The sequence below is a fragment of the Gilliamella sp. LMG 34359 genome (assembly GCF_984569085.1).
In genome coordinates this window covers 3,111,044-3,130,441 of the sequence record NZ_OZ474906.1, presented here as the reverse complement: position 1 = coordinate 3,130,441, position 19,398 = coordinate 3,111,044, and the positions used below count along the sequence as shown (strand labels likewise).

The window sequence follows — 19,398 nt, the reverse complement described above, 5'->3', positions numbered from 1 at the left end:
TAAAATTATAACAATATTGCCGATTGGTTAAACATGATATCATATTATGCAAATAGCAAATTATGGAATTAGGATTCATTTATGTCATCGACGCCAGCACTAGAACTTATAGCGCTTAAGAAAATATATAAAAATGGTGTAGAAGCATTAAAAGGAATTAACTTAACCGTACAAGCTGGGGATTTTTATGCCTTGCTTGGGCCAAATGGTGCAGGAAAGTCAACCACCATTGGTATAATTAGTTCATTAGTTACTAAAACATCAGGTGAAGTTAAAATCTTTGGATATGACTTAGACACCGATGTGGTTAATGCCAAAAGGCAATTAGGACTTGTCCCTCAGGAGTTTAATTTTAACCAATTTGAAGAAGTACTCCAGATTGTTACCAATCAAGGTGGTTATTATGGTTTGCCTCGCAAATTAGCCTTACAACGAGCTGAAAAGTATCTGCGTATTTTAGATTTGTGGGATAAAAGACATAGTCGAGCTAATATGTTATCAGGCGGAATGAAAAGACGACTAATGATCGCCAGAGCGCTGGTTCATGAACCAAAATTATTAATTCTAGATGAGCCTACCGCCGGGGTTGACATAGAATTACGTCGTTCTATGTGGGAATTTCTCCGCAAAATTAATCAACAAGGCATTACTATTATATTAACCACCCACTATTTGGAAGAAGCCGAAATGCTCTGCCGTCATATCGGTATTATTCAGCATGGAGAATTAATCGCTAACTCATCAATGCGTGATCTGCTAGCAAAAAGTCAATCTGAAACAATCATCATTGATTTTGTACCAACAGCTACACCAATCTCTCTTCAAGGTTATCATTATACCGAGGTCGAATCGGGCATGTTAGAAGTCAGTGTAGATAAACAACATGGATTAAATCAGTTGTTTGAACAACTCAATCAACAAAACATAAAAGTAATTAGTGTCCGTAATAAAGCTAATCGATTAGAAGAATTATTTGTAGATTTGGTGCGCAATGATACTAAAGGAGCTATTGATGAATAATTTATATTGGATTGCCTTAAAAAGTATTTGGCGTAAAGAAGTTACTCGATTTTTAAGAATTTGGCTGCAAACATTAATTCCTCCTGTTATTACCATGTCACTCTATTTTATTATTTTTGGTAATCTAATCGGCTCACGTGTTGGTGACATGGGTGGCTTTAGTTATATGGCATTTATTGTGCCCGGTCTAATTATGATGTCGGTTATTACCAATTCATATACTAATGTCTGCTCTTCTTTTTTTAGTGCAAAATTCCAACGTAATATTGAGGAAATACTTGTTGCTCCGGTTCCTACTCATATTATTATTTGGGGATATGTAGGTGGCGGTGTCATGCGCGGTATATTGACAGGTATATTGGTCACAATTGTGTCGTTATTCTTTGTTCGATACCAAGTTTATTCATGGTCATTTGTTATTTTTACCTTATTATTAACCTCAATTTTATTTTCCTTAGCCGGCTTGTTAAATGCCGTATTTGCAAAATCATTTGATGATATAAGTATTATTCCCACCTTTGTATTAACACCGTTAACTTATTTAGGTGGAGTTTTTTATTCAATCACTATGTTACCCACTTTTTGGCAATGGGTTTCTAAACTCAATCCAATTGTCTATATGATTAATGGCTTTCGTTATGGTTTTTTAGGCACTAGTGATGTCTCTTTAGTGATCACTTTTTCAATGCTGTTACTTTTTGTTGCTACTTTATATTTTATCGCGTGGCGAGTTATTGAAAGTGGAAGAGGGCTTAGAAGTTAAATTAATTTGAATAAAGCTAAACCGCCGACAAATATCGGCGGTAAGGTAAAAACTATTTTGCACCGGCAACGGCTTCTTTTGCCATTTCAGTAATTTTAGCAAAATCACCTTTAGCAATCGCATCAGTAGGGATAAACCAAGTTCCACCTACACAAAGGACATTATCAAGTGCTAAATAGTCACGATAGTTTTTCGGATTCACACCACCAGTTGGGCAGAATTTCATATAACCACAAGGACCAGCAAACGCTTTTAACGCAGCAACCCCGCCATTTATTTCAGCTGGGAAGAATTTCAATGCTGTTAAGCCATATTCTTGGGCAGTTAATAATTCTGAAATAGTTGCAATCCCAGGAATAACCGGCACAGTACCTTCAACTGCTGCTTTTAAAATAGAATCAGTAATACCCGGAGTGATGATAAATTCCACGCCTGCTTCAGTGGCTTGTTTAAGTTGCTCAACGCTGGTTACTGTACCCGCACCTACTACCGCCTCAGGTACTTCTTTAATAATTTTCTTAATTGCGTCAAGTGCACAAGCTGTTCTTAAAGTGACTTCAAGTACTTTTACACCGCCAGCAATTAACGCTTTAGCTAAAGGAACTGCATCTTCTAAACGCTCGATAACAATAACCGGTACTACTGGACCCAATGTTAGAATATCTTCTGCGCTTTTTTTCCAATTTTTCATATGTATTACCTATACTTTATTTACTTCTATACAGCAATAAGCCCTCAAACTATAGAGGGCTTATTTTTACTCATAAATACCTAGTTTCTTCTCTAGATAGTGAATGTTGGTACCACCTTTTATGAAACCTTCATCATTCAAAATTTCTAGATGAAGTTCAATATTGGTTTTTATACCATCAATAACCAGTTCTGCTAATGCATTTTTCATGCGAGCAATGGCAACTTCACGAGTTTCACCATAGGCGATTAATTTACCGATCATTGAATCATAATATGGTGGCACAGTATAACCAGCATATATATGTGATTCCCAACGAATACCAAATCCTCCCGGCGCATGGAAGCGACTAATTTTTCCCGGCGAAGGCATAAAGGTTTTTGGATCTTCGGCATTAATTCGACACTCTATTGCATGACCTTTAATTTTAATATCATTTTGATTAATTGATAAAGGTTGGCCTGCGGCAATCAAAATTTGCTCACGAATAAGATCAATACCGGTAACCATTTCAGTAACTGGGTGTTCTACTTGAATACGGGTATTCATTTCGATGAAATAAAATTCGCCATTTTCAAATAAAAATTCAAAAGTACCAGCACCACGATAGCCGATTTCGATACAGGCATTAACACAACGTTCACCGATGAATTTACGCATTTTTGGCGTAATACCAACTGCTGGCGCTTCTTCAAGCACTTTTTGGTGACGTCGCTGCATTGAACAATCACGTTCACCCAAATAAACGGCATGACCTTGACCATCAGACAAAACCTGAATTTCGATATGACGAGGATTTTCAAGGAATTTTTCCATGTAGACCATGTCATTATTAAATGCAGTTTTGGCTTCAAGCTTAGTCATTTTGATTGATTGCTCAAGGTCTTTTTCTTCTCGAACAATTCGCATTCCGCGACCACCGCCGCCGCCAGATGCTTTAATAATAACAGGATAACCAATTTTTTTCGCAATTTGCTTATTGGTCTCCATATTGCTACCTAGTGGACCATCAGAACCAGGAACACAAGGCACACCTGCTTTTTTCATCGCTTCAATAGCTGATACTTTGTCACCCATTAAGCGTATAGTATCTGGTTTTGGGCCAATAAATATAAAGCCTGAACGTTCAACCTGTTCAGCAAAATCTGCATTTTCTGATAAAAATCCATATCCAGGATGAATAGCTGCGGCGCCGGTTACTTCGGCGGCAGAGATTAATGCAGGGATATTAAGATAACTTTTGGCAGAAGCTGCTGGACCTATACAAACGGTTTCGTCTGCAAGTAACACATGTTTCAAATCTTTATCTGCCGAAGAGTGAACAGCGACAGTTTTTATTCCAAGTTCTTTACATGCTCGCAAGATGCGAAGAGCGATCTCTCCGCGGTTAGCAATAAGAATTTTATCAAGCATATTCAATCTCTTAATCGTTTAAGTTAATAAATAATTCTGATTATTCAATAATGAATAGCGGTTGATCGAATTCAACTGGTTGACCATTTTCAACTAAAATAGCTTTAATAGTCCCTGCTTTTTCTGATTCAATTTGGTTCATCATTTTCATTGCTTCAACAATACAAAGCACATCACCAACATTTACACTTTGGCCGACTTCAACAAACGCTTTTGATTCAGGGCTTGGTGTACGATAAAACGTTCCCACCATTGGCGATTTAATCGTTGTACCACTATTGCTGTCTGCGATGACTTCTGCCTCAACTGTAGGCGCAACCGCTACTACAGCAGGAGCTGGTTGTGGGATTTGAATATTTTGCACTGGAGCGGAGTAGTTTGTTGCAGGTATTGACCGACTAATTCGAACCGATTCTTCACCTTCAGAAATCTCAAGCTCAGAAATACCTGATTCTTCTACTAATTCAATTAACTTTTTAATTTTGCGTATATCCATGAATTACACCGTGTTTATTTGATATAAATAACAATTATTTTAATGTATCTTTAATATCTTAAAAATGATCTTTTAATTTGATACTAAAAATAGTAACTCAATATTAACGCGGAAGGATACACTGTAAATATTAATTTGTCATTATATATCTCCTTTACACTCACTTGTTATACTATTTTCTAGGTATTATTTTCAAATTGCGATACAATAGTAATCCTTAATTATTATTGAGGCTGGCTGTGGTTTTTATTCGCTAAATAATCTATTATTTGTCGGATAAAATTAAAAATATATATTTTGTAGACGCCTAAGTTTGCTTCTAATACTCAAATATATTTAAACAAGATTAATTCTAGGAAGAGTTTTTATTATGTTCAAAAAAGTTCGCGGCTTGTTTTCAAATGATTTATCGATTGATTTAGGTACAGCTAACACCCTCATTTATGTTAAAGGGCAAGGTATTGTGCTTAACGAACCTTCAGTTGTTGCCATTCGTCAAGATCGCTCAGGGACACCCAAAAGTGTTGCTGCCGTTGGGCATGCTGCGAAACAGATGCTAGGGCGTACGCCAGGTAATATTGCGGCGATTAGACCAATGAAAGATGGTGTAATAGCCGACTTTTCCGTAACTGAAAAAATGTTACAGTACTTCATTCGACAAGTTCACAGCCATAGCTTTTTAAGACCAAGTCCACGTGTGTTGGTTTGTGTTCCGGTTGGTGCAACACAAGTTGAACGCCGTGCTATTCGTGAATCCGCATTAGGTGCGGGTGCCCGTGAAGTGTATTTAATTGAAGAACCAATGGCTGCAGCCATTGGTGCTGATTTACCTGTTTCTGCACCAACCGGCTCAATGGTTGTTGATATCGGTGGTGGCACAACAGAAGTTGCCGTTATTTCATTAAATGGTGTGGTTTATTCCGCTTCGGCTCGCATTGGTGGTGACCGTTTTGATGAAGCAATTATTAATTATGTTCGTCGTAATTATGGCGCATTAATTGGTGAAGCAACTGCTGAAAAAATTAAACACTTTATTGGTAGTGCTTATCCGGGTGATGAAGTTCTTGAAATCGAAGTTCGTGGGCGTAATTTAGCTGAAGGTGTACCGCGTAGCTTTACCCTAAATTCAAATGAAATCTTAGAAGCATTACAAGAGCCATTAAGTGGTATTGTTAGTGCAGTTAAAGTTGCGCTTGAACAATGTCCTCCAGAACTTGCTTCAGATATTTCAGAGCATGGTATGGTATTAACTGGTGGTGGTGCTTTATTACGTAATATTGATAAATTACTCTCTGCTGAAACAGGTATTCACGTTGTCGTTGCTGAAGACCCACTGACTTGTGTGGCTCGTGGTGGCGGTAAAGCACTTGATATGGTAGATATGCATGGTGGTGATCTCTTCAGTGAAGAGTAATCATATACAATATTACCTATAAGTAACGAATATTTCATTTTTCCCGCCGACGTTGTCGGCGGAGTCATATCTTAAAATTGCTAAATTCTAGGTATATAACAGGTAAATACTGGACAATGAAATTACTTTTTTCTAAACGTTCGCCTCTGAGTGTTCAATTATTTATAGCACTGGCACTCGCTTTGACGTTAATAGTGTTAGACATCAATTATCGTCCTTTTAAAGAGGTTCGTTATTATTTAGATACTATAGTTTCACCACTTTATCATGTTTCAAGTGCACCAAAATCATCATTTGATTCCCTATATGAAATGTCAAAAACGCAAGAGACATTAGTTAAGGAAAATGCAAAATTGCAAGAAACATTGATGCAACAAAAAAGTGATCTACTATTACTTGAACATTTAAAACATGAAAACGATCGCCTAAGAGAACTGTTAGGTTCGCCTTTAAGGCACGATGAACATAAAATGGCTGCTCAAGTACTATTAGCCGATACCGATCCTTATGTTTATCAAGTGGTAATCGATAAAGGTGCAAATAATGGTGTTTACGTCGGTCAACCGGTAGTTGACGAAAAAGGTATTGTTGGACAAATTTATCAAACCGCTCAAGCAACTAGTCGAGCGATATTAGTATGTGATTATCAACATGCAATTCCCGTACAAGTACTAAGAAATGATATATCAATGGTAGCTGTTGGCAATGGATGTAATAAAGATTTAACCCTTGATTTTTTACCTAATAATGTTGATATCAAAGTTGGTGATGTTTTAGTTACTTCTGGGCTTGATGGCCGTTTTCCTGAAGGGTATCCGGTGGCGGTAGTCAGTTCAGTTAAACTTGATATTAGAGATTCTACCCCGATAATTTCTGCTACGCCAACCGCAGATTTAAAACGTTTACGTTATTTATTGCTATTGTGGGGTGAGCAAGGAGTAAAACATGATGGGGAATAATCGAATCAGTATATTGATTATTTGGTTAACATTGCTAATTGGTTTATGTGTACAGATCATACCTTGGTCACCAGAATATAATATGTTCAAACCTCATTTATTAGTGTTAGTCTTGGCTTATTGGTTAATAGCATTGCCACATCGAGTAGGTATGAGCGTAGCATTTTTATTAGGTATTGTTTTAGACCTATTTTCAGGAACGCTGTTAGGTATTCATGCAATTATATTTTGCTGCGTAGCATATCTGTTAATGTTTAAATTCCAATTAATTCGCAATTTAGCTTTATGGCAACAATCAATTATCATATTTGCTGTTTCACTTTGTTACAACTTATTAATATTTTTACTTCAGGTAATTATTTATCATACCGTAACGATTTCACCTTTAATTTTTATATCTAGTTTTGTCGATGGTTTATTATGGATAGTGATTTTTCTATTCTTACGACTGATAAGACGGAAATTTGCTATCAGTTAATAAGGAATCATGATGTCTGTTGAATTATTAATGAATGTTACGCCATCAGAAACTCGTGTGGCATATATTGAAGATGGGATATTACAAGAAATCCACGTTGATCGGGAATCTCGCCGAGGTATTGTCGGTAATATCTATAAAGGTAAAGTCATTCGTATTTTACCCGGAATGCAAGCGGCGTTTGTTGATATCGGGCTTGAAAAAGCTGCATTTTTGCACGCCTCGGATATCATGCCACATACCGAGTGCGTATCGGATAGTGAACAAGAACAGTTTCAAGTGAAAGATATTTCTGAACTAGTTCGTCAAGGCCAAGATTTAATGGTACAAGTCGTCAAAGATCCTTTAGGCACTAAAGGTGCTAGACTTACTACCGACATCACATTGCCATCACGTTACTTAGTATTGATGCCGGGCGCTAATTCTGCGCATGTTGCAACGTCCCAGCGAATTGAATCGGAAGAAGAGCGGGAAAGACTTAAGAAAATTGTTGAACAATATGTCACTGATGAAACAGGCTTTATTGTCAGAACCGCAGCCGAAGGCGCAAATGCTCATGAACTTGAACAAGACGCTAACTTTTTAAAACGGTTATGGGCCAAAATTCAAGAGCGAATGGCACGGCCAATTAGCAAATATTTAGTCTATGGCGAACTTGCCTTATCGCAACGTGTATTACGTGATTTTGTCGGTGACCCAATTGAACGAATTTTAGTTGATTCGAAACTGACTTATGACTTATTGGTTGAGTTTACTCAAGAGTTTATGCCGGAAGTAACTAATAAACTATGCCATTATCGCGGTAATATTCCTATATTTGATCTATATGATATTGAAAACGAAATTCAACGAGCCTTAGATCGTAAAGTCAAATTAAAATCGGGTGGTTATTTAATTATTGATCAGACCGAAGCCATGACCACCATTGATATTAATACAGGTGCATTTGTCGGTCATCGTAATTTAGAAGAGACGATTTTTAACACCAATATCGAAGCAACGATTGCCATTGCTCGGCAATTACGATTACGTAATTTAGGTGGTATTATCATTATCGACTTTATTGATATGCAAGAAAATATTCACCGTGAGCGGGTATTGCAGTCATTACAAGACTTTTTAGCCAAGGATCGCGCCCGTACTTCGGTAAATACTTTCTCTGGTTTAGGGCTAGTCGAAATGACACGTAAGCGGACGCGTGAAAGCATTGGTCACATACTTTGTGAAGAGTGCCCTGCATGTAAAGGACGAGGAATTGTTAAATCGGTTGAAACGGTTTGTAACGAAATTCTTCGTGAAATCGTCCGAGTATACAAAGCTCATCGCTCTGAATACTTCTTGGTATATGCTTCGGCGGCAGTGGCTAATGCATTAACCACTGATGAATCACACGCATTGGCGGAAGTTGAAGTGTTTGTTGGCAAACGGGTCGAAGTTAAAGTCGAGCCATTGTATATACAAGAACAATACGATGTCGTACTTATGTAATCAAAATTAATTAGTTAAAAAAACAATAATTTTTACAATTTTATATTTAAAATCATTAGATTAAGGAATTTATGAACGTAACTCAAGTGGGTGAACGGTTACTCAATCCAAATAACTTAAATCAGCAAGATATAGCAAAATTGCTTGATATGCTTAGTTCAAGGCAAATTGATTTTGGTGATTTATATTTTTTATCTGGTTATTACGAAAGTTGGTCACTTGAAGATAGTATCATCAAAAATGCCTCTTTTCATCGTGATCAAGGTGTTGGTGTAAGAGCGATTATTGGTGAAAAAACTGGATTTGCTTATACCGACCAGCTTTCACTAGCTCGTTTAGAGCAGAGTGTGTTGGCAGCAAACTCAATCACTAAACAGCAAACACCGATTGCAGTTACACCATTTAAAACGGCTAACAACATCAGGAAGTACCCTTCGATTAACCCAATAAATACCTTTGCGCAAGAACAAAAAATTGCTCTATTACATCAAGTCGATAAGTTAGCGCGCGCAATTGATCCAAGAGTTATTGAAGTATCAGCAAGTTTAATTGGCAGCTATGAAGATATTCTAATTGCCGCCACTGATGGTACTTTATGTGCGGATATTCGGCCTTTAGTTCGCTTATCGGTATCAGTTCTTGTTGAACAAGATGGTAAACGTGAACGAGGTAGCAGTGGTGGTGGTGGTCGATTTGGTTATGACTACTTTTTAACGACTAATCACAAAACGGGTGAGAGTCATGTAGATAGTTATACCCGCGAAGCAGTTCGTCAAGCCTTAGTTTTGCTCTCAGCCAAAGCAGCTCCAGCTGGCACTATGCCAGTTGTTCTCGGTGCCGGTTGGCCGGGAGTATTACTACACGAAGCAGTAGGACACGGATTAGAAGGGGACTTTAATCGTAAAAATAGCTCAGTATTTTCAGGGAAAATTGGCCAACAAGTGACCTCAGAACTCTGTACCATTGTTGATGATGGAACAATTGAAAATCGTCGTGGCTCACTCTCTATTGATGATGAAGGCACACCAAGTCAAAAAACGGTATTAATTGAAAACGGTATTTTAAAAGGTTACTTGTTTGACAAACTCAATGCCAAATTAATGAATTGCCATTCGACTGGCAATGGTCGGCGTGAAGGCTACGCTTGTTTACCAATGCCTAGAATGACCAATACCTACATGCTTGCCGGTAACTCAACTTTTGATGAGATCATCCAAAGCGTAGATTATGGGCTATATGCACCTAATTTTGCCGGTGGCCAAGTGGATATCACCTCGGGCAAATTTGTGTTCTCAACTTCTGAAGCTTATTTAATTGAAAAAGGCAAAATCACCACACCGGTTAAAGGTGCAACGCTTATTGGTTCAGGTATTGAAACTATGCAGCAAATTTCGATGATAGGCAATGATCTCGAACTTGATCCTGGCGTAGGTGTTTGTGGTAAAGCAGGGCAAAGCGTGCCTGTTGGTGTTGGTCAACCAACTTTAAAAGTGAATAATTTAACCGTCGGTGGTACTATTAACCACAAATAACAATAAATAATGGGAAATTAAGCTAAATGGATACAATCATTACACTCTACCAAGCATTTGTTCATATGGATATCAAGACACTCTCAAATCCAGAAGTGTTATGGATACTATATGGCATGCTATTTGTTATCATCTTGTTAGAAAATGGCGTTTTACCAGCTGCCTTTTTACCGGGTGACAGTTTACTGTTTCTAACAGGGGTATTGATTAGTCTTGATGTTTTTCATTTTGGTCTTATCAACTTAATTCTTATAGCTGGTGCGGCATTCGGCACTTGGCTTGGTTATGCCCAAGGTCGCTGGCTGGGTAATACCAAAATTGTACAAAATTGGATGGCGCACTTACCAGAAAAATATCATCGTAAATCAGAAGTGCTATTCCACAAATATGGCTTACAAGCGTTATTCATAGGTCGATTTATTGCATTTGTGCGTACTTTATTACCGATGATGGCGGGATTATCCGGTTTACATAGCCGCAAGTTCCATATCTATAATTGGATCAGCGCGACATTATGGATATTTTTGATTGTCACATTAGGTTATTTATTTGGTTTATCACCGGTCTTCAAAACCTATGAAAAACAGATCATGTCGTTATTGATGTTAATACCGGTATTTTTATTGGTGTTAGGCTTAATTTTTTCGATTTGGCTAGCGGTAAAACGTTGGTTAAGTAGTAAAAAGCAAGCAAAACAAAGCGAGTCAGTAAAAAAGTAAAAAGGTGAAATTAACCGATAAGCCGGGTTCTGTCGTGGACAATCATTCCTCTAGGCTAATGCTCACGCATTAGCTCAAGCAGTCTACCCGGATTCAACGCGGGCCGCGCCAATGAATCCCTATTTGACCTTGCTCCGAGTGGAGTTTACCGTGCCACAACTGTTACCAGTTGCGCGGTGCGCTCTTACCGCACCCTTTCACCCTTACCTGATCTTATTGCTAAGCCATCGGCGGTATACTCTCTGTTGCACTAGTCGTGAATCTCAGCTCGCGCCAAAATCCCCCAGGCGTTACCTGGCACTCTGCCCTATGGAGCCCGGACTTTCCTCCCCTCTGTTTGTCTCCCTTTTGCAAGGGACTACAACAAAGCAGCGATTGTCTGGTTAATTTCGCCAAAGAGTATAACCTAATAGAGACTTTTGTCCAGAACAGAATAAGGTATATATGAAAGGAATCTAAACAAAAATAAAAAATAATCAGGTTAAATTTGAGAATAACTAACTGAAGCTTCCCAAAATGGCTAAAGTAAATAATCAAAAAGCACATCTAATCAATGTGCTTTAAAATCCTCAGATAATTACCACTTCTTCTCTTTATTGTTTTGTGAATAATCAAACCCGGTTACAACTCCTTGTTTGACGATCACTTCTAAGGTACTTTCAACAATATCGTATGAGGTTTCACCCAATAAAACATTACTGGTTGAACTCTTTTTCAGATATTGATAAGTCCATTTTGATTCATTCTCATTGATAACAACTTTACTTGCTGGTTCACCAAAAATTAGTAACAGTTGAGCCTCAGGCGTTGAACCTTCGACAATTCTATTAACTTTTTCATAACTCAGAGGTGTACCTTGTTCGAAATAGTTTTTTTGCGAACATGCCGATAATGCCAATGTAAACAACAAAAGCAGCAAAATTTTACTAAAATGTTTCATATGTTATTGCCTATCCAAAAAATTTATAGCCGAGGATAACATATCCTAACATAGGATTAATATTATTAAAGATAAGCAAATGAGATTAATACAAAAAAGATAACGAAAAATAACATATGGAAACAAAACACTAAGTTTCTAAATATTTCCATATGGTTATAAAAAATGTTAACTCGGTAATTTCTGATCAACTGTTTTTTGGTGGATTATCGGAAGTTTTTCGTAAAACTCGCTTAATTGGCTGTCTGGTCATCGAATTAATATAACGGCTTGGCCAAATTTGCGAAGGTTTTAAATTAAGCGCTTTGGCTATAATTGACTCTCCTTTTGTCCATGGTCTGATAAGCGCATTACTAAGTGTTGAGGAACTTAAACCTGATTGGCGGGATAACTCTGCTAGAGTAGTTCCTTTCTTCTTTAATGCGGCAATGATATCTGCTTTATGCCAGTCATTAGATTTTATTTCCATTTTTTTCTTCCTTCTTATTTTATAACCTCGAATATCTATGTTATGCTTTCTGGTTATTAAAACCAGTAAGTTGATAAATTAACTTTAAATACCAATGGTAAGTAGTTTCTTATTATTGTATCAAAGTTTCTTTAATTTCTATAATTTTTTCTTGTTTATTAAGATTGGGATAATTAAAATGAAAGAGTGGTTCTCACCAAAAGAACTATTAAATATTGCAGGGATGCCATCGACAACACAGGGTATCAATCGTAAAGCAAGGAGTGAAAAATGGATCTCACGTAAGCGTTCTGGTGTTCGGGGTAAAGCACTTGAATACCATATAAATAGTTTATCCATTGATGTTAAAAAAGCCTTATATCTCGAAGAGGAAAATGCGACTTATCTCATTGCCCCTATCGATCCACTACAGCTTTGGATAAATGCGTTTGAACAACTATCTACAGAAGAACAAACAATTGTCAGTTCATGGCTAATGCGAAACGGTGTTAAAGATTTTATTTCTTTTATTAATAAACAGAAAAAAGATAGTTAGTGTTATTGTATAAGCTGAGATATACTTTAGCGTCAGAAAATTTTAGTATCTATGGAATATTCAATGGAAAATCAGTTTCAATTAACAAGTAGCAAAGACATTATTAATTATTTAAGCCAGCAGTTTCCCAATTGTTTTTCTCTTGAAGGGGAGGCTAAGCCTTTAAAGATCGGTATCTTTCAAGATATTATCACTCACTTGGAAAGCAGTGAATTACTGAGCAAAACCAAACTTCGCGTTGCACTTAGAACCTACACCATGAGTTGGCGTTATCTCTATAGTATAAAAGAAGGGGCCAATCGCGTCGATTTAGATGGTAACGCGACAGAAGTGATTACCAAAGAACAGATGGAACATGCGCAACAACTACTAAAAGAGAGTAAACAACAAGCGAAAGAGCGTGCTAAATTAAAACGCAAAGCAGCTCCCAAACCTACTCGCAAACCTCGAGCTTTGAAAATAGGTGACTCTGTGAAAGTTAATGTTGGTAAAAAACCAATAACCGGACAAATCATCACAATCGAGAAAGATCAAATCAAAGTTAAAGTTGGAACAGGAATGGAACTTACGGTCAAACCTGAGCACATTATTAATCGATAGAGAATTTATATGAATAATTTACTGAAAGGTTTTTTTAAATTCGGTCTCCTTTTATGTATTATTAGTTCAGCTGTTCATGCCAAAGCGCCAGAAACTGAACAAATTCCCGTTTTAAAGCAAGATGAAATACATCAAGTCGTTGCCAAACGTGTGACCAACTTTTTTACCCAATCACATTACCGTGATTTTTCTTTAGATGGCGCATTTTCTGCTAAAATTTTCGATCGTTACTTTAAATTATTAGATGGTAACAAAACCATATTTCTGCAAGATGATGTAAACAAATTTCGCATATACCAAGAGCAATTAGGTCAAGAGTTAACAGATGGCGATCTAAAAACTGCTTACGACATTTATAATCTCTTCTTGAAAAAACGTTACGACCGATATCAATATGCACTTAATGTTTTACAGCGTCCAATGGACTTCACGACGAATGATGAAGTGAATTTCAAACGAGAAGACATCGCTTGGCCAACAACGGAACAAGAACTCGATGACTATTGGGATAAACGCGTTAAATACGATGAATTGAATTTGGCGTTAACCGGCAAAAATGAAAGTCAAATCCGAGAAGTATTAACCAAACGTTATAAACGTGTGCTAAAAACTATCGTACAATCAAATAATGAAGATTGTTTCCAAGTCTTTATGAATGCGTTTGCTCGAGAAATTGACCCGCATACGAGTTATTTAGCACCACGTAAAAAACGCGATTTTGATTCAGAAATGAGTCTATCATTTGAAGGAATAGGTGCCACCCTTAGTCAACAAGATGACTATACTGTTATTATGTCGTTTGTAACCGGTGGTCCAGCTGAAAAAAGTAAATTATTATCAGTCGGCGACAAAATCATCGGCGTAGGCCAAAGCAATTCAGCGATTGAAGATGTCATCGGTTGGCGTTTAGATGATATCGTTGATAAAATTCGCGGACCTAAAAACACGGTAGTGAAATTAGAGATATTACCTGCTGGTAATAACAGCAAACCGAAAGTGGTTGAAATTACGCGTGATAAAATCCATTTTGAGGACCGTGAAGCAAAATTAAAAATCATCAATAATAGTCGTGGCAAAATAGGTGTTATTGAAATACCAAGCTTCTATATAGGGTTAAGCAAAAAAGTTAATTCATTATTAATGGAAGCCAATAGTAAAAAATTGCAAGGACTAGTTATTGATTTGCGTGATAATGGTGGCGGTTCTTTAGCGGAAGTTATTGAGTTAACTGGATTGTTTATTGACAGCGGGCCTGTAGTGCAAGTACGTGATAATCTACAAAAAGTCAACATCTATGACGACAAAAACAGAGGTATTGATTATACTGGTTCAATTGTTGTGATGATAAACCGTTATAGTGCTTCGGCGTCAGAAATCTTTTCCGCAGCCATGCAAGATTATGGTCGCGCCGTTATCGTAGGTGAAACCACTTATGGTAAAGGAACTGTACAAACATCACGAAATATTTCATATCCTGTTGATGCACGCATACACCCTAAATGGCCTGAACTTGGTGGTGCTCAATATACTGTCCAAAAATTTTACCGCATTAATGGTGGCAGTACTCAACTAAAAGGTGTGGAACCTGATATTGAAATGACTAATAGTCAATATGTGGATGAAACAGGTGAACGCTTTTTAGATAATGCTATGCCATGGGATAAAATCCCCTCAGCAGATTATGCAACAGTTGCCAATATTAAACCACTATTAGCTAACTTAAAAGCGCAACACCAAGCTAGAATTGCCAACAATCCTGAATTTAATTATATTGAGGAAGATATCAAGCAATATAATGGCAAAACAAGTGACAAATATACTGTGTCATTAAACAAAAAAGAACGGGAAACCGAACAAAAAGCTAATGATGAACGTGAGTTAAAACGCACGAACGAACGCTTAAGTCGAGCGGGTTTACCAGCAATTAAGAGTTTAAAGGATCTGCCTAAAGATTATAAACAGCCTGATGCTTTTCTCGATGAAGCGGTTGAAATTCTACTTGATCTAATTCCAAATTATCCAAGTATTGAAGCAAATAAAACCCTTGGTGGATTTATTTCCTTAGAAAAAGCAATAGAATAGCGGCAAAATCAAAAGTAAGGAGCCAATATTATGTGTACTAACTTAAAATATGCTTTAGCTACAACCGCGCTAGTTTTAATGGTAATTGCCGTGTTTGGTGCTATCGTTTATATGAATTAAGACTTGATTAATTAGTTAGAGATAATTATAGTATGCACCCTGCTTTCAAAAAGCGGGTGCGAAATTAAGGTGAGGTGTCCGAGTGGTTGAAGGAGCACGCCTGGAAAGTGTGTATACGGCAACGTATCAAGGGTTCGAATCCCTTCCTCACCGCCATTAAAATTCATTTAGTCATTGCAGTAAAGAACTTAAAGGTTCTCATCATTACCGACGGCATAGTTCCATAAAGTTAATGATCTGACGTGACGAGTAACCTCTTCTTCTCCTCGATCTTTCGGAGTTAATATGGAAAACTTACGCACTGTTCAAGATTATATACGCTGGACCACGTCGCAACTTAGTCAATCAGATATCTTTTTAGGGCATGGCACAGATAATCCTATTGATGAGGCTAAACAACTTATCTTAGCTACCCTAGGCTTATCCCTATTTATTCCTCCTGAGTTTTATGCCGCAAATTTGACTAACGATGAAAAACAACAACTAAACGAGATCATCAACAAACGAATTACCGATCGCTTACCAACCCCATACTTAACCAATCAAGCATGGTTTTGTGGACACTGCTTTTATGTTGATGAACGGGTATTAATTCCACGCTCACCAATAGGCGAACTGATTAACAATCAATTTAACGATTTAATCGTTAATCCACCAAATAACATTTTAGATCTCTGCACCGGTAGTGGTTGTATTGGTATTGCTTGCGCCTACGCTTTTCCTGAGGCACAAGTTGATATTACTGATATTTCATTAGAAGCCCTTGATGTTGCGCAAACTAATATTGAAATGCATGATATGCAATATCAAGTCACACCAATTTTATCGGATCTGTTTGATGGATTACCGGATAACAAATACGATCTAATCGTCACCAATCCGCCTTATGTCGATGATGAAGACATGAACGATCTTCCTGACGAATTTTTATATGAACCAAAATTAGCACTTGAAGCTGGATTTGATGGCTTAGATTTAGTAAAAAGAATTTTATATGACGCCAGTAACTATCTAACACCAGACGGTGTATTAGTTTGTGAAGTCGGCAATAGCTGGGTATCTTTACAAGAACAATATCCAGAAGTCCCTTTTAATTGGATAAACTTTGAGCATGGTGGGCTGGGTGTATTTTCACTAACTTATAATGACTTAATAGCTTATCAACACTATTTTGAATAAATTAAATATAAAAATAAAAATCGGAATAAACAACTATGGCAGGAAATTCAATAGGTAAATTATTTAAAGTCACTACCTTCGGCGAATCACATGGCACGGCATTAGGATGTGTTGTCGATGGTGTGCCACCAGGAATGAGTTTAACTGAATCCGATATGCAACATGATCTTGATCGCCGCCGTCCTGGTTCTTCTCGTTACACTACGCAACGTCGAGAAGCTGACCAAGTAAAAATCTTATCAGGGGTATTTGAAGGTATTACAACCGGCACCAGTATTGGATTGTTGATTGAAAATACCGACCAACGTTCACAAGATTACAGCAAAATAAAAGATATCTTTAGACCTAGTCACGCTGACTACACCTATCAAAAAAAATACGGTATTCGCGATTATCGAGGGGGTGGTCGATCATCGGCTCGAGAAACCGCTATGCGTGTTGCCGCAGGCGCTATTGCTAAAAAATATCTACATGAAAAACTTGGTATCACCATTCGTGGTTATTTAGCGCAAATGGGAGATATCGAATGCCAATTAAAAGATTGGCAACAAGTCGAGCAAAATCCCTTCTTCTGCCCAGATGAGAGTAAATTAGCAGCGCTGGATGAACTCCTAAGACAACTAAAAAAAGAGGGGGATTCAATTGGTGCTAAAGTCTCTATTGTGGCTGAGCATGTTCCAGTCGGATTAGGCGAGCCAGTATTCGATAAACTTGACGCCGATCTTGCCCATGCCCTAATGAGCATCAACGCAGTAAAAGGTGTTGAAATAGGCGACGGCTTTGCTACTGTCAACAAACGTGGCAGTGAAAATCGTGATGAAATTACACCACAAGGATTCTTATCCAACCATGCAGGCGGTATTCTAGGGGGAATTAGCTCAGGTCAAACCATCATCGCTAACATCGCCTTAAAACCAACACCAAGTATTGAAATTGCCGGCCAATCAATAGATATTAATGGCGAAAGCGTCGAAGTATCAACCCACGGCAGACACGATCCTTGTGTCGGTATTCGTGCTGTGCCTATTGCAGAAGCAATGGTTGCAATTGTCCTTATGGATCATTATCTTCGACACCGCGCACAATGTAGTGAAGTAAAATAATCATGAGTTACGAATTACTGGCTTTACTTTTTCTTATTGCGATGTTGGCTGGCTTTATTGATTCTATCGCTGGTGGCGGTGGATTATTAACGGTTCCCGCACTGCTCGCAGTTGGCTTACCCCCAGCTAGTGCTTTAGCTACCAACAAATTACAAAGCTGTGGTGGATCATTCTCAGCCAGCCTCTATTTTATTCGTCAGCGCATGGTTGACTTAAAACAGCAAAAATGGGCGATAGCCTGCGCTTTTATTGGTTCAGCACTTGGCACATTATCAGTCATGCACATCCAAGCCGACTTCTTAAAATTACTTTTACCAATTTTAACTATCAGCGTTGGACTCTACTTCCTACTATCACCAACCATTGGTGAAAACGACCGCAAAAGCCGCTTAACCATACTTCAATTTGCCATACTACCGGCATTGGTTATCGGATTCTATGATGGATTTTTCGGCCCTGGGGCAGGATCATTCTATGCAGTTGCCTACATTACCTTAGCCGGATTTAATCTCACCAAAGCCACTGCTCACACCAAGGTACTCAATTTTACCTCTAATTTAGCCGGGTTAATCTTCTTTATAGCTGGTGGCGAAGTAGTATGGTCAATCGGTCTTGTCATGCTAGTGGGGCAATTTATCGGTGCAAGATTAGGCGCCAAAATGGTTATCGCAAAAGGCCGAAAATTAATAAGACCAATGTTAATTACCGTCTCAACCATCATGAGCATCAAACTCATTTACGAAAACTTCTTCTAGAAGAATAAAAAAGTCTTAATTAACGAATAACCCGGCTCCCCAAAATTTTTTGAGGAACCGGGTTTTTGCTCTTCACAAAGTCTAGATTTTAAATAAATATTAACCCTTTTTTGCGGCTCAAATTAAATAATATAAAAATCAATAGGTTAAATTGGGGCTCAAAAAAAGGGTTTTTTATAGCAAAATTGTCATTTACCTTTATTTGAACAATGATTATATTATATTGGTTTCTAGTTTAACGCCGTGTAGGCGGTTTAGAAATCCTTAGACATAATCATCAATTGCATTCGATTGTTTAACGCCGTGTAGGCGGTTTAGAAAGAACAAAAAGCTACTTGAATTTGAATTAGCATGTTTAACGCCGTGTAGGCGGTTTAGAAATCATTTATTATTACGAGCGGGAATTGAAACAAGTTTAACGCCGTGTAGGCGGTTTAGAAAATTTTCACAGTTTGTTGGCGTTACTGCAACACGTTTAACGCCGTGTAGGCGGTTTAGAAAAATCAATGTATTTTTTCCCATTAGCCAAGCAAGTTTAACGCCGTGTAGGCGGTTTAGAAAGTTTTGCATAGTATCATTTAATATACGTGTAAGTTTAACGCCGTGTAGGCGGTTTAGAAATCAAAAATTCCGGTTTCAAAA

20 protein-coding genes, 1 tRNA gene, 1 other RNA gene and 1 CRISPR repeat array (1 of these 23 running past the window's edge) are annotated in these 19,398 nt (G+C 37.7%); of the genes, 16 read left to right on the top strand and 6 right to left on the bottom strand.

Annotation, left to right across the window (positions count from 1 at the left end):
* Positions 1-81: 81 nt before the first annotated feature.
* Together AC5LXV_RS14310 and AC5LXV_RS14305 are read left to right on the top strand one after the other, a co-directional pair.
* On the top strand, positions 82-1,020 hold the full coding sequence (locus AC5LXV_RS14310; protein ID WP_110432810.1) for an ABC transporter ATP-binding protein: 939 nt from the start codon (positions 82-84) through the stop codon (positions 1,018-1,020).
* Positions 1,013-1,783 (top strand): ABC transporter permease, encoded by a 771-nt coding sequence (locus AC5LXV_RS14305; protein WP_493466846.1) that lies wholly within the window; start codon positions 1,013-1,015, stop codon positions 1,781-1,783. Before AC5LXV_RS14310 ends, AC5LXV_RS14305 begins: the two co-directional genes overlap by 8 nt.
* A gap of 52 nt (positions 1,784-1,835) precedes the next feature.
* Here the strand turns inward: AC5LXV_RS14305 and AC5LXV_RS14300 are convergent, their stop codons facing one another.
* The 3 genes from AC5LXV_RS14300 to accB all read right to left on the bottom strand — a co-directional run bounded on the left by AC5LXV_RS14300 (position 1,836) and on the right by accB (position 4,383).
* The gene (locus AC5LXV_RS14300; RefSeq protein WP_086358276.1) at positions 1,836-2,474 is read right to left on the bottom strand and encodes a bifunctional 4-hydroxy-2-oxoglutarate aldolase/2-dehydro-3-deoxy-phosphogluconate aldolase; all 639 of its coding nucleotides are present in this window, start codon (positions 2,472-2,474) and stop codon (positions 1,836-1,838) included.
* A 66-nt stretch (positions 2,475-2,540) separates the two neighbouring features.
* Entirely contained in the window at positions 2,541-3,887 is a 1,347-nt protein-coding gene (gene accC / locus AC5LXV_RS14295; protein ID WP_493451912.1) for an acetyl-CoA carboxylase biotin carboxylase subunit, read from the bottom strand.
* 40 nt (positions 3,888-3,927) lie between these two features.
* The gene (accB, locus tag AC5LXV_RS14290) at positions 3,928-4,383 is read right to left on the bottom strand and encodes an acetyl-CoA carboxylase biotin carboxyl carrier protein (RefSeq protein WP_110432813.1); all 456 of its coding nucleotides are present in this window, start codon (positions 4,381-4,383) and stop codon (positions 3,928-3,930) included.
* Positions 4,384-4,753: 370 nt separating this feature from the next.
* Here accB and AC5LXV_RS14285 point away from each other — a divergent pair, with 370 nt between their 5' ends.
* The 6 genes from AC5LXV_RS14285 to AC5LXV_RS14260 all read left to right on the top strand — a co-directional run bounded on the left by AC5LXV_RS14285 (position 4,754) and on the right by AC5LXV_RS14260 (position 10,973).
* A complete protein-coding gene (locus AC5LXV_RS14285) occupies positions 4,754-5,797 on the top strand; it encodes a rod shape-determining protein (protein WP_065562215.1) in 1,044 nt (347 codons plus the stop codon).
* 116 nt (positions 5,798-5,913) lie between these two features.
* The gene (mreC, locus tag AC5LXV_RS14280; RefSeq protein ID WP_110432814.1) at positions 5,914-6,756 is read left to right on the top strand and encodes a rod shape-determining protein MreC; all 843 of its coding nucleotides are present in this window, start codon (positions 5,914-5,916) and stop codon (positions 6,754-6,756) included.
* Complete coding sequence (gene mreD, locus AC5LXV_RS14275; protein WP_110432815.1) at positions 6,743-7,234, top strand: rod shape-determining protein MreD; 492 nt, start codon at positions 6,743-6,745, stop codon at positions 7,232-7,234. Before mreC ends, mreD begins: the two co-directional genes overlap by 14 nt.
* A gap of 12 nt (positions 7,235-7,246) precedes the next feature.
* On the top strand, positions 7,247-8,722 hold the full coding sequence (gene rng / locus AC5LXV_RS14270) for a ribonuclease G (RefSeq protein ID WP_110432816.1): 1,476 nt from the start codon (positions 7,247-7,249) through the stop codon (positions 8,720-8,722).
* Positions 8,723-8,793: 71 nt separating this feature from the next.
* Entirely contained in the window at positions 8,794-10,254 is a 1,461-nt protein-coding gene (tldD, locus tag AC5LXV_RS14265) for a metalloprotease TldD (RefSeq protein WP_493466845.1), read from the top strand.
* Between the two features lie 26 nt (positions 10,255-10,280).
* Complete coding sequence (locus tag AC5LXV_RS14260) at positions 10,281-10,973, top strand: DedA family protein (RefSeq protein ID WP_110432818.1); 693 nt, start codon at positions 10,281-10,283, stop codon at positions 10,971-10,973.
* Positions 10,974-10,975: 2 nt separating this feature from the next.
* Here the strand turns inward: AC5LXV_RS14260 and rnpB are convergent.
* The 3 genes from rnpB to AC5LXV_RS14245 form a co-directional block, all read right to left on the bottom strand.
* Positions 10,976-11,364, bottom strand: an RNA gene (gene rnpB / locus AC5LXV_RS14255) — RNase P RNA component class A.
* 186 nt (positions 11,365-11,550) lie between these two features.
* Entirely contained in the window at positions 11,551-11,913 is a 363-nt protein-coding gene (locus AC5LXV_RS14250) for a hypothetical protein (protein ID WP_110432819.1), read from the bottom strand.
* A gap of 187 nt (positions 11,914-12,100) precedes the next feature.
* Positions 12,101-12,382, bottom strand: a complete 282-nt coding sequence (locus AC5LXV_RS14245; RefSeq protein WP_110422807.1) for a helix-turn-helix domain-containing protein — start codon at positions 12,380-12,382, stop codon at positions 12,101-12,103.
* Between the two features lie 178 nt (positions 12,383-12,560).
* Here AC5LXV_RS14245 and AC5LXV_RS14240 point away from each other — a divergent pair, with 178 nt between their 5' ends.
* From AC5LXV_RS14240 to AC5LXV_RS14205, 8 genes are all read left to right on the top strand, one after another.
* Positions 12,561-12,917: a DNA-binding protein gene (locus AC5LXV_RS14240; RefSeq protein WP_493466844.1), complete on the top strand. Its 357-nt coding sequence runs from the start codon at positions 12,561-12,563 to the stop codon at positions 12,915-12,917.
* A 63-nt stretch (positions 12,918-12,980) separates the two neighbouring features.
* Positions 12,981-13,517 carry an RNA chaperone ProQ gene (gene proQ / locus AC5LXV_RS14235; RefSeq protein WP_110432821.1) on the top strand — a complete coding sequence of 179 codons (537 nt, stop codon included), beginning with the start codon at positions 12,981-12,983 and terminating at the stop codon, positions 13,515-13,517.
* Between the two features lie 21 nt (positions 13,518-13,538).
* The gene (gene prc, locus AC5LXV_RS14230) at positions 13,539-15,599 is read left to right on the top strand and encodes a carboxy terminal-processing peptidase (RefSeq protein ID WP_493468006.1); all 2,061 of its coding nucleotides are present in this window, start codon (positions 13,539-13,541) and stop codon (positions 15,597-15,599) included.
* A 30-nt stretch (positions 15,600-15,629) separates the two neighbouring features.
* Positions 15,630-15,719: a cytochrome bd-I oxidase subunit CydH gene (cydH, locus tag AC5LXV_RS14225; RefSeq protein WP_110432823.1), complete on the top strand. Its 90-nt coding sequence runs from the start codon at positions 15,630-15,632 to the stop codon at positions 15,717-15,719.
* A gap of 68 nt (positions 15,720-15,787) precedes the next feature.
* Positions 15,788-15,875 (top strand) — tRNA-Ser (locus tag AC5LXV_RS14220).
* A gap of 129 nt (positions 15,876-16,004) precedes the next feature.
* On the top strand, positions 16,005-16,898 hold the full coding sequence (prmB, locus tag AC5LXV_RS14215) for a 50S ribosomal protein L3 N(5)-glutamine methyltransferase (RefSeq protein ID WP_493466843.1): 894 nt from the start codon (positions 16,005-16,007) through the stop codon (positions 16,896-16,898).
* Positions 16,899-16,933: 35 nt separating this feature from the next.
* Positions 16,934-18,001, top strand: coding sequence for a chorismate synthase (aroC, locus tag AC5LXV_RS14210; RefSeq protein WP_110432825.1), 1,068 nt, complete (start codon positions 16,934-16,936; stop codon positions 17,999-18,001).
* A gap of 2 nt (positions 18,002-18,003) precedes the next feature.
* Entirely contained in the window at positions 18,004-18,756 is a 753-nt protein-coding gene (locus tag AC5LXV_RS14205; RefSeq protein ID WP_493445250.1) for a TSUP family transporter, read from the top strand.
* A gap of 233 nt (positions 18,757-18,989) precedes the next feature.
* Positions 18,990-19,398: direct repeats of the CRISPR family, unit length 28 nt; unit sequence GTTTAACGCCGTGTAGGCGGTTTAGAAA (it continues 159 nt past the right edge of the window).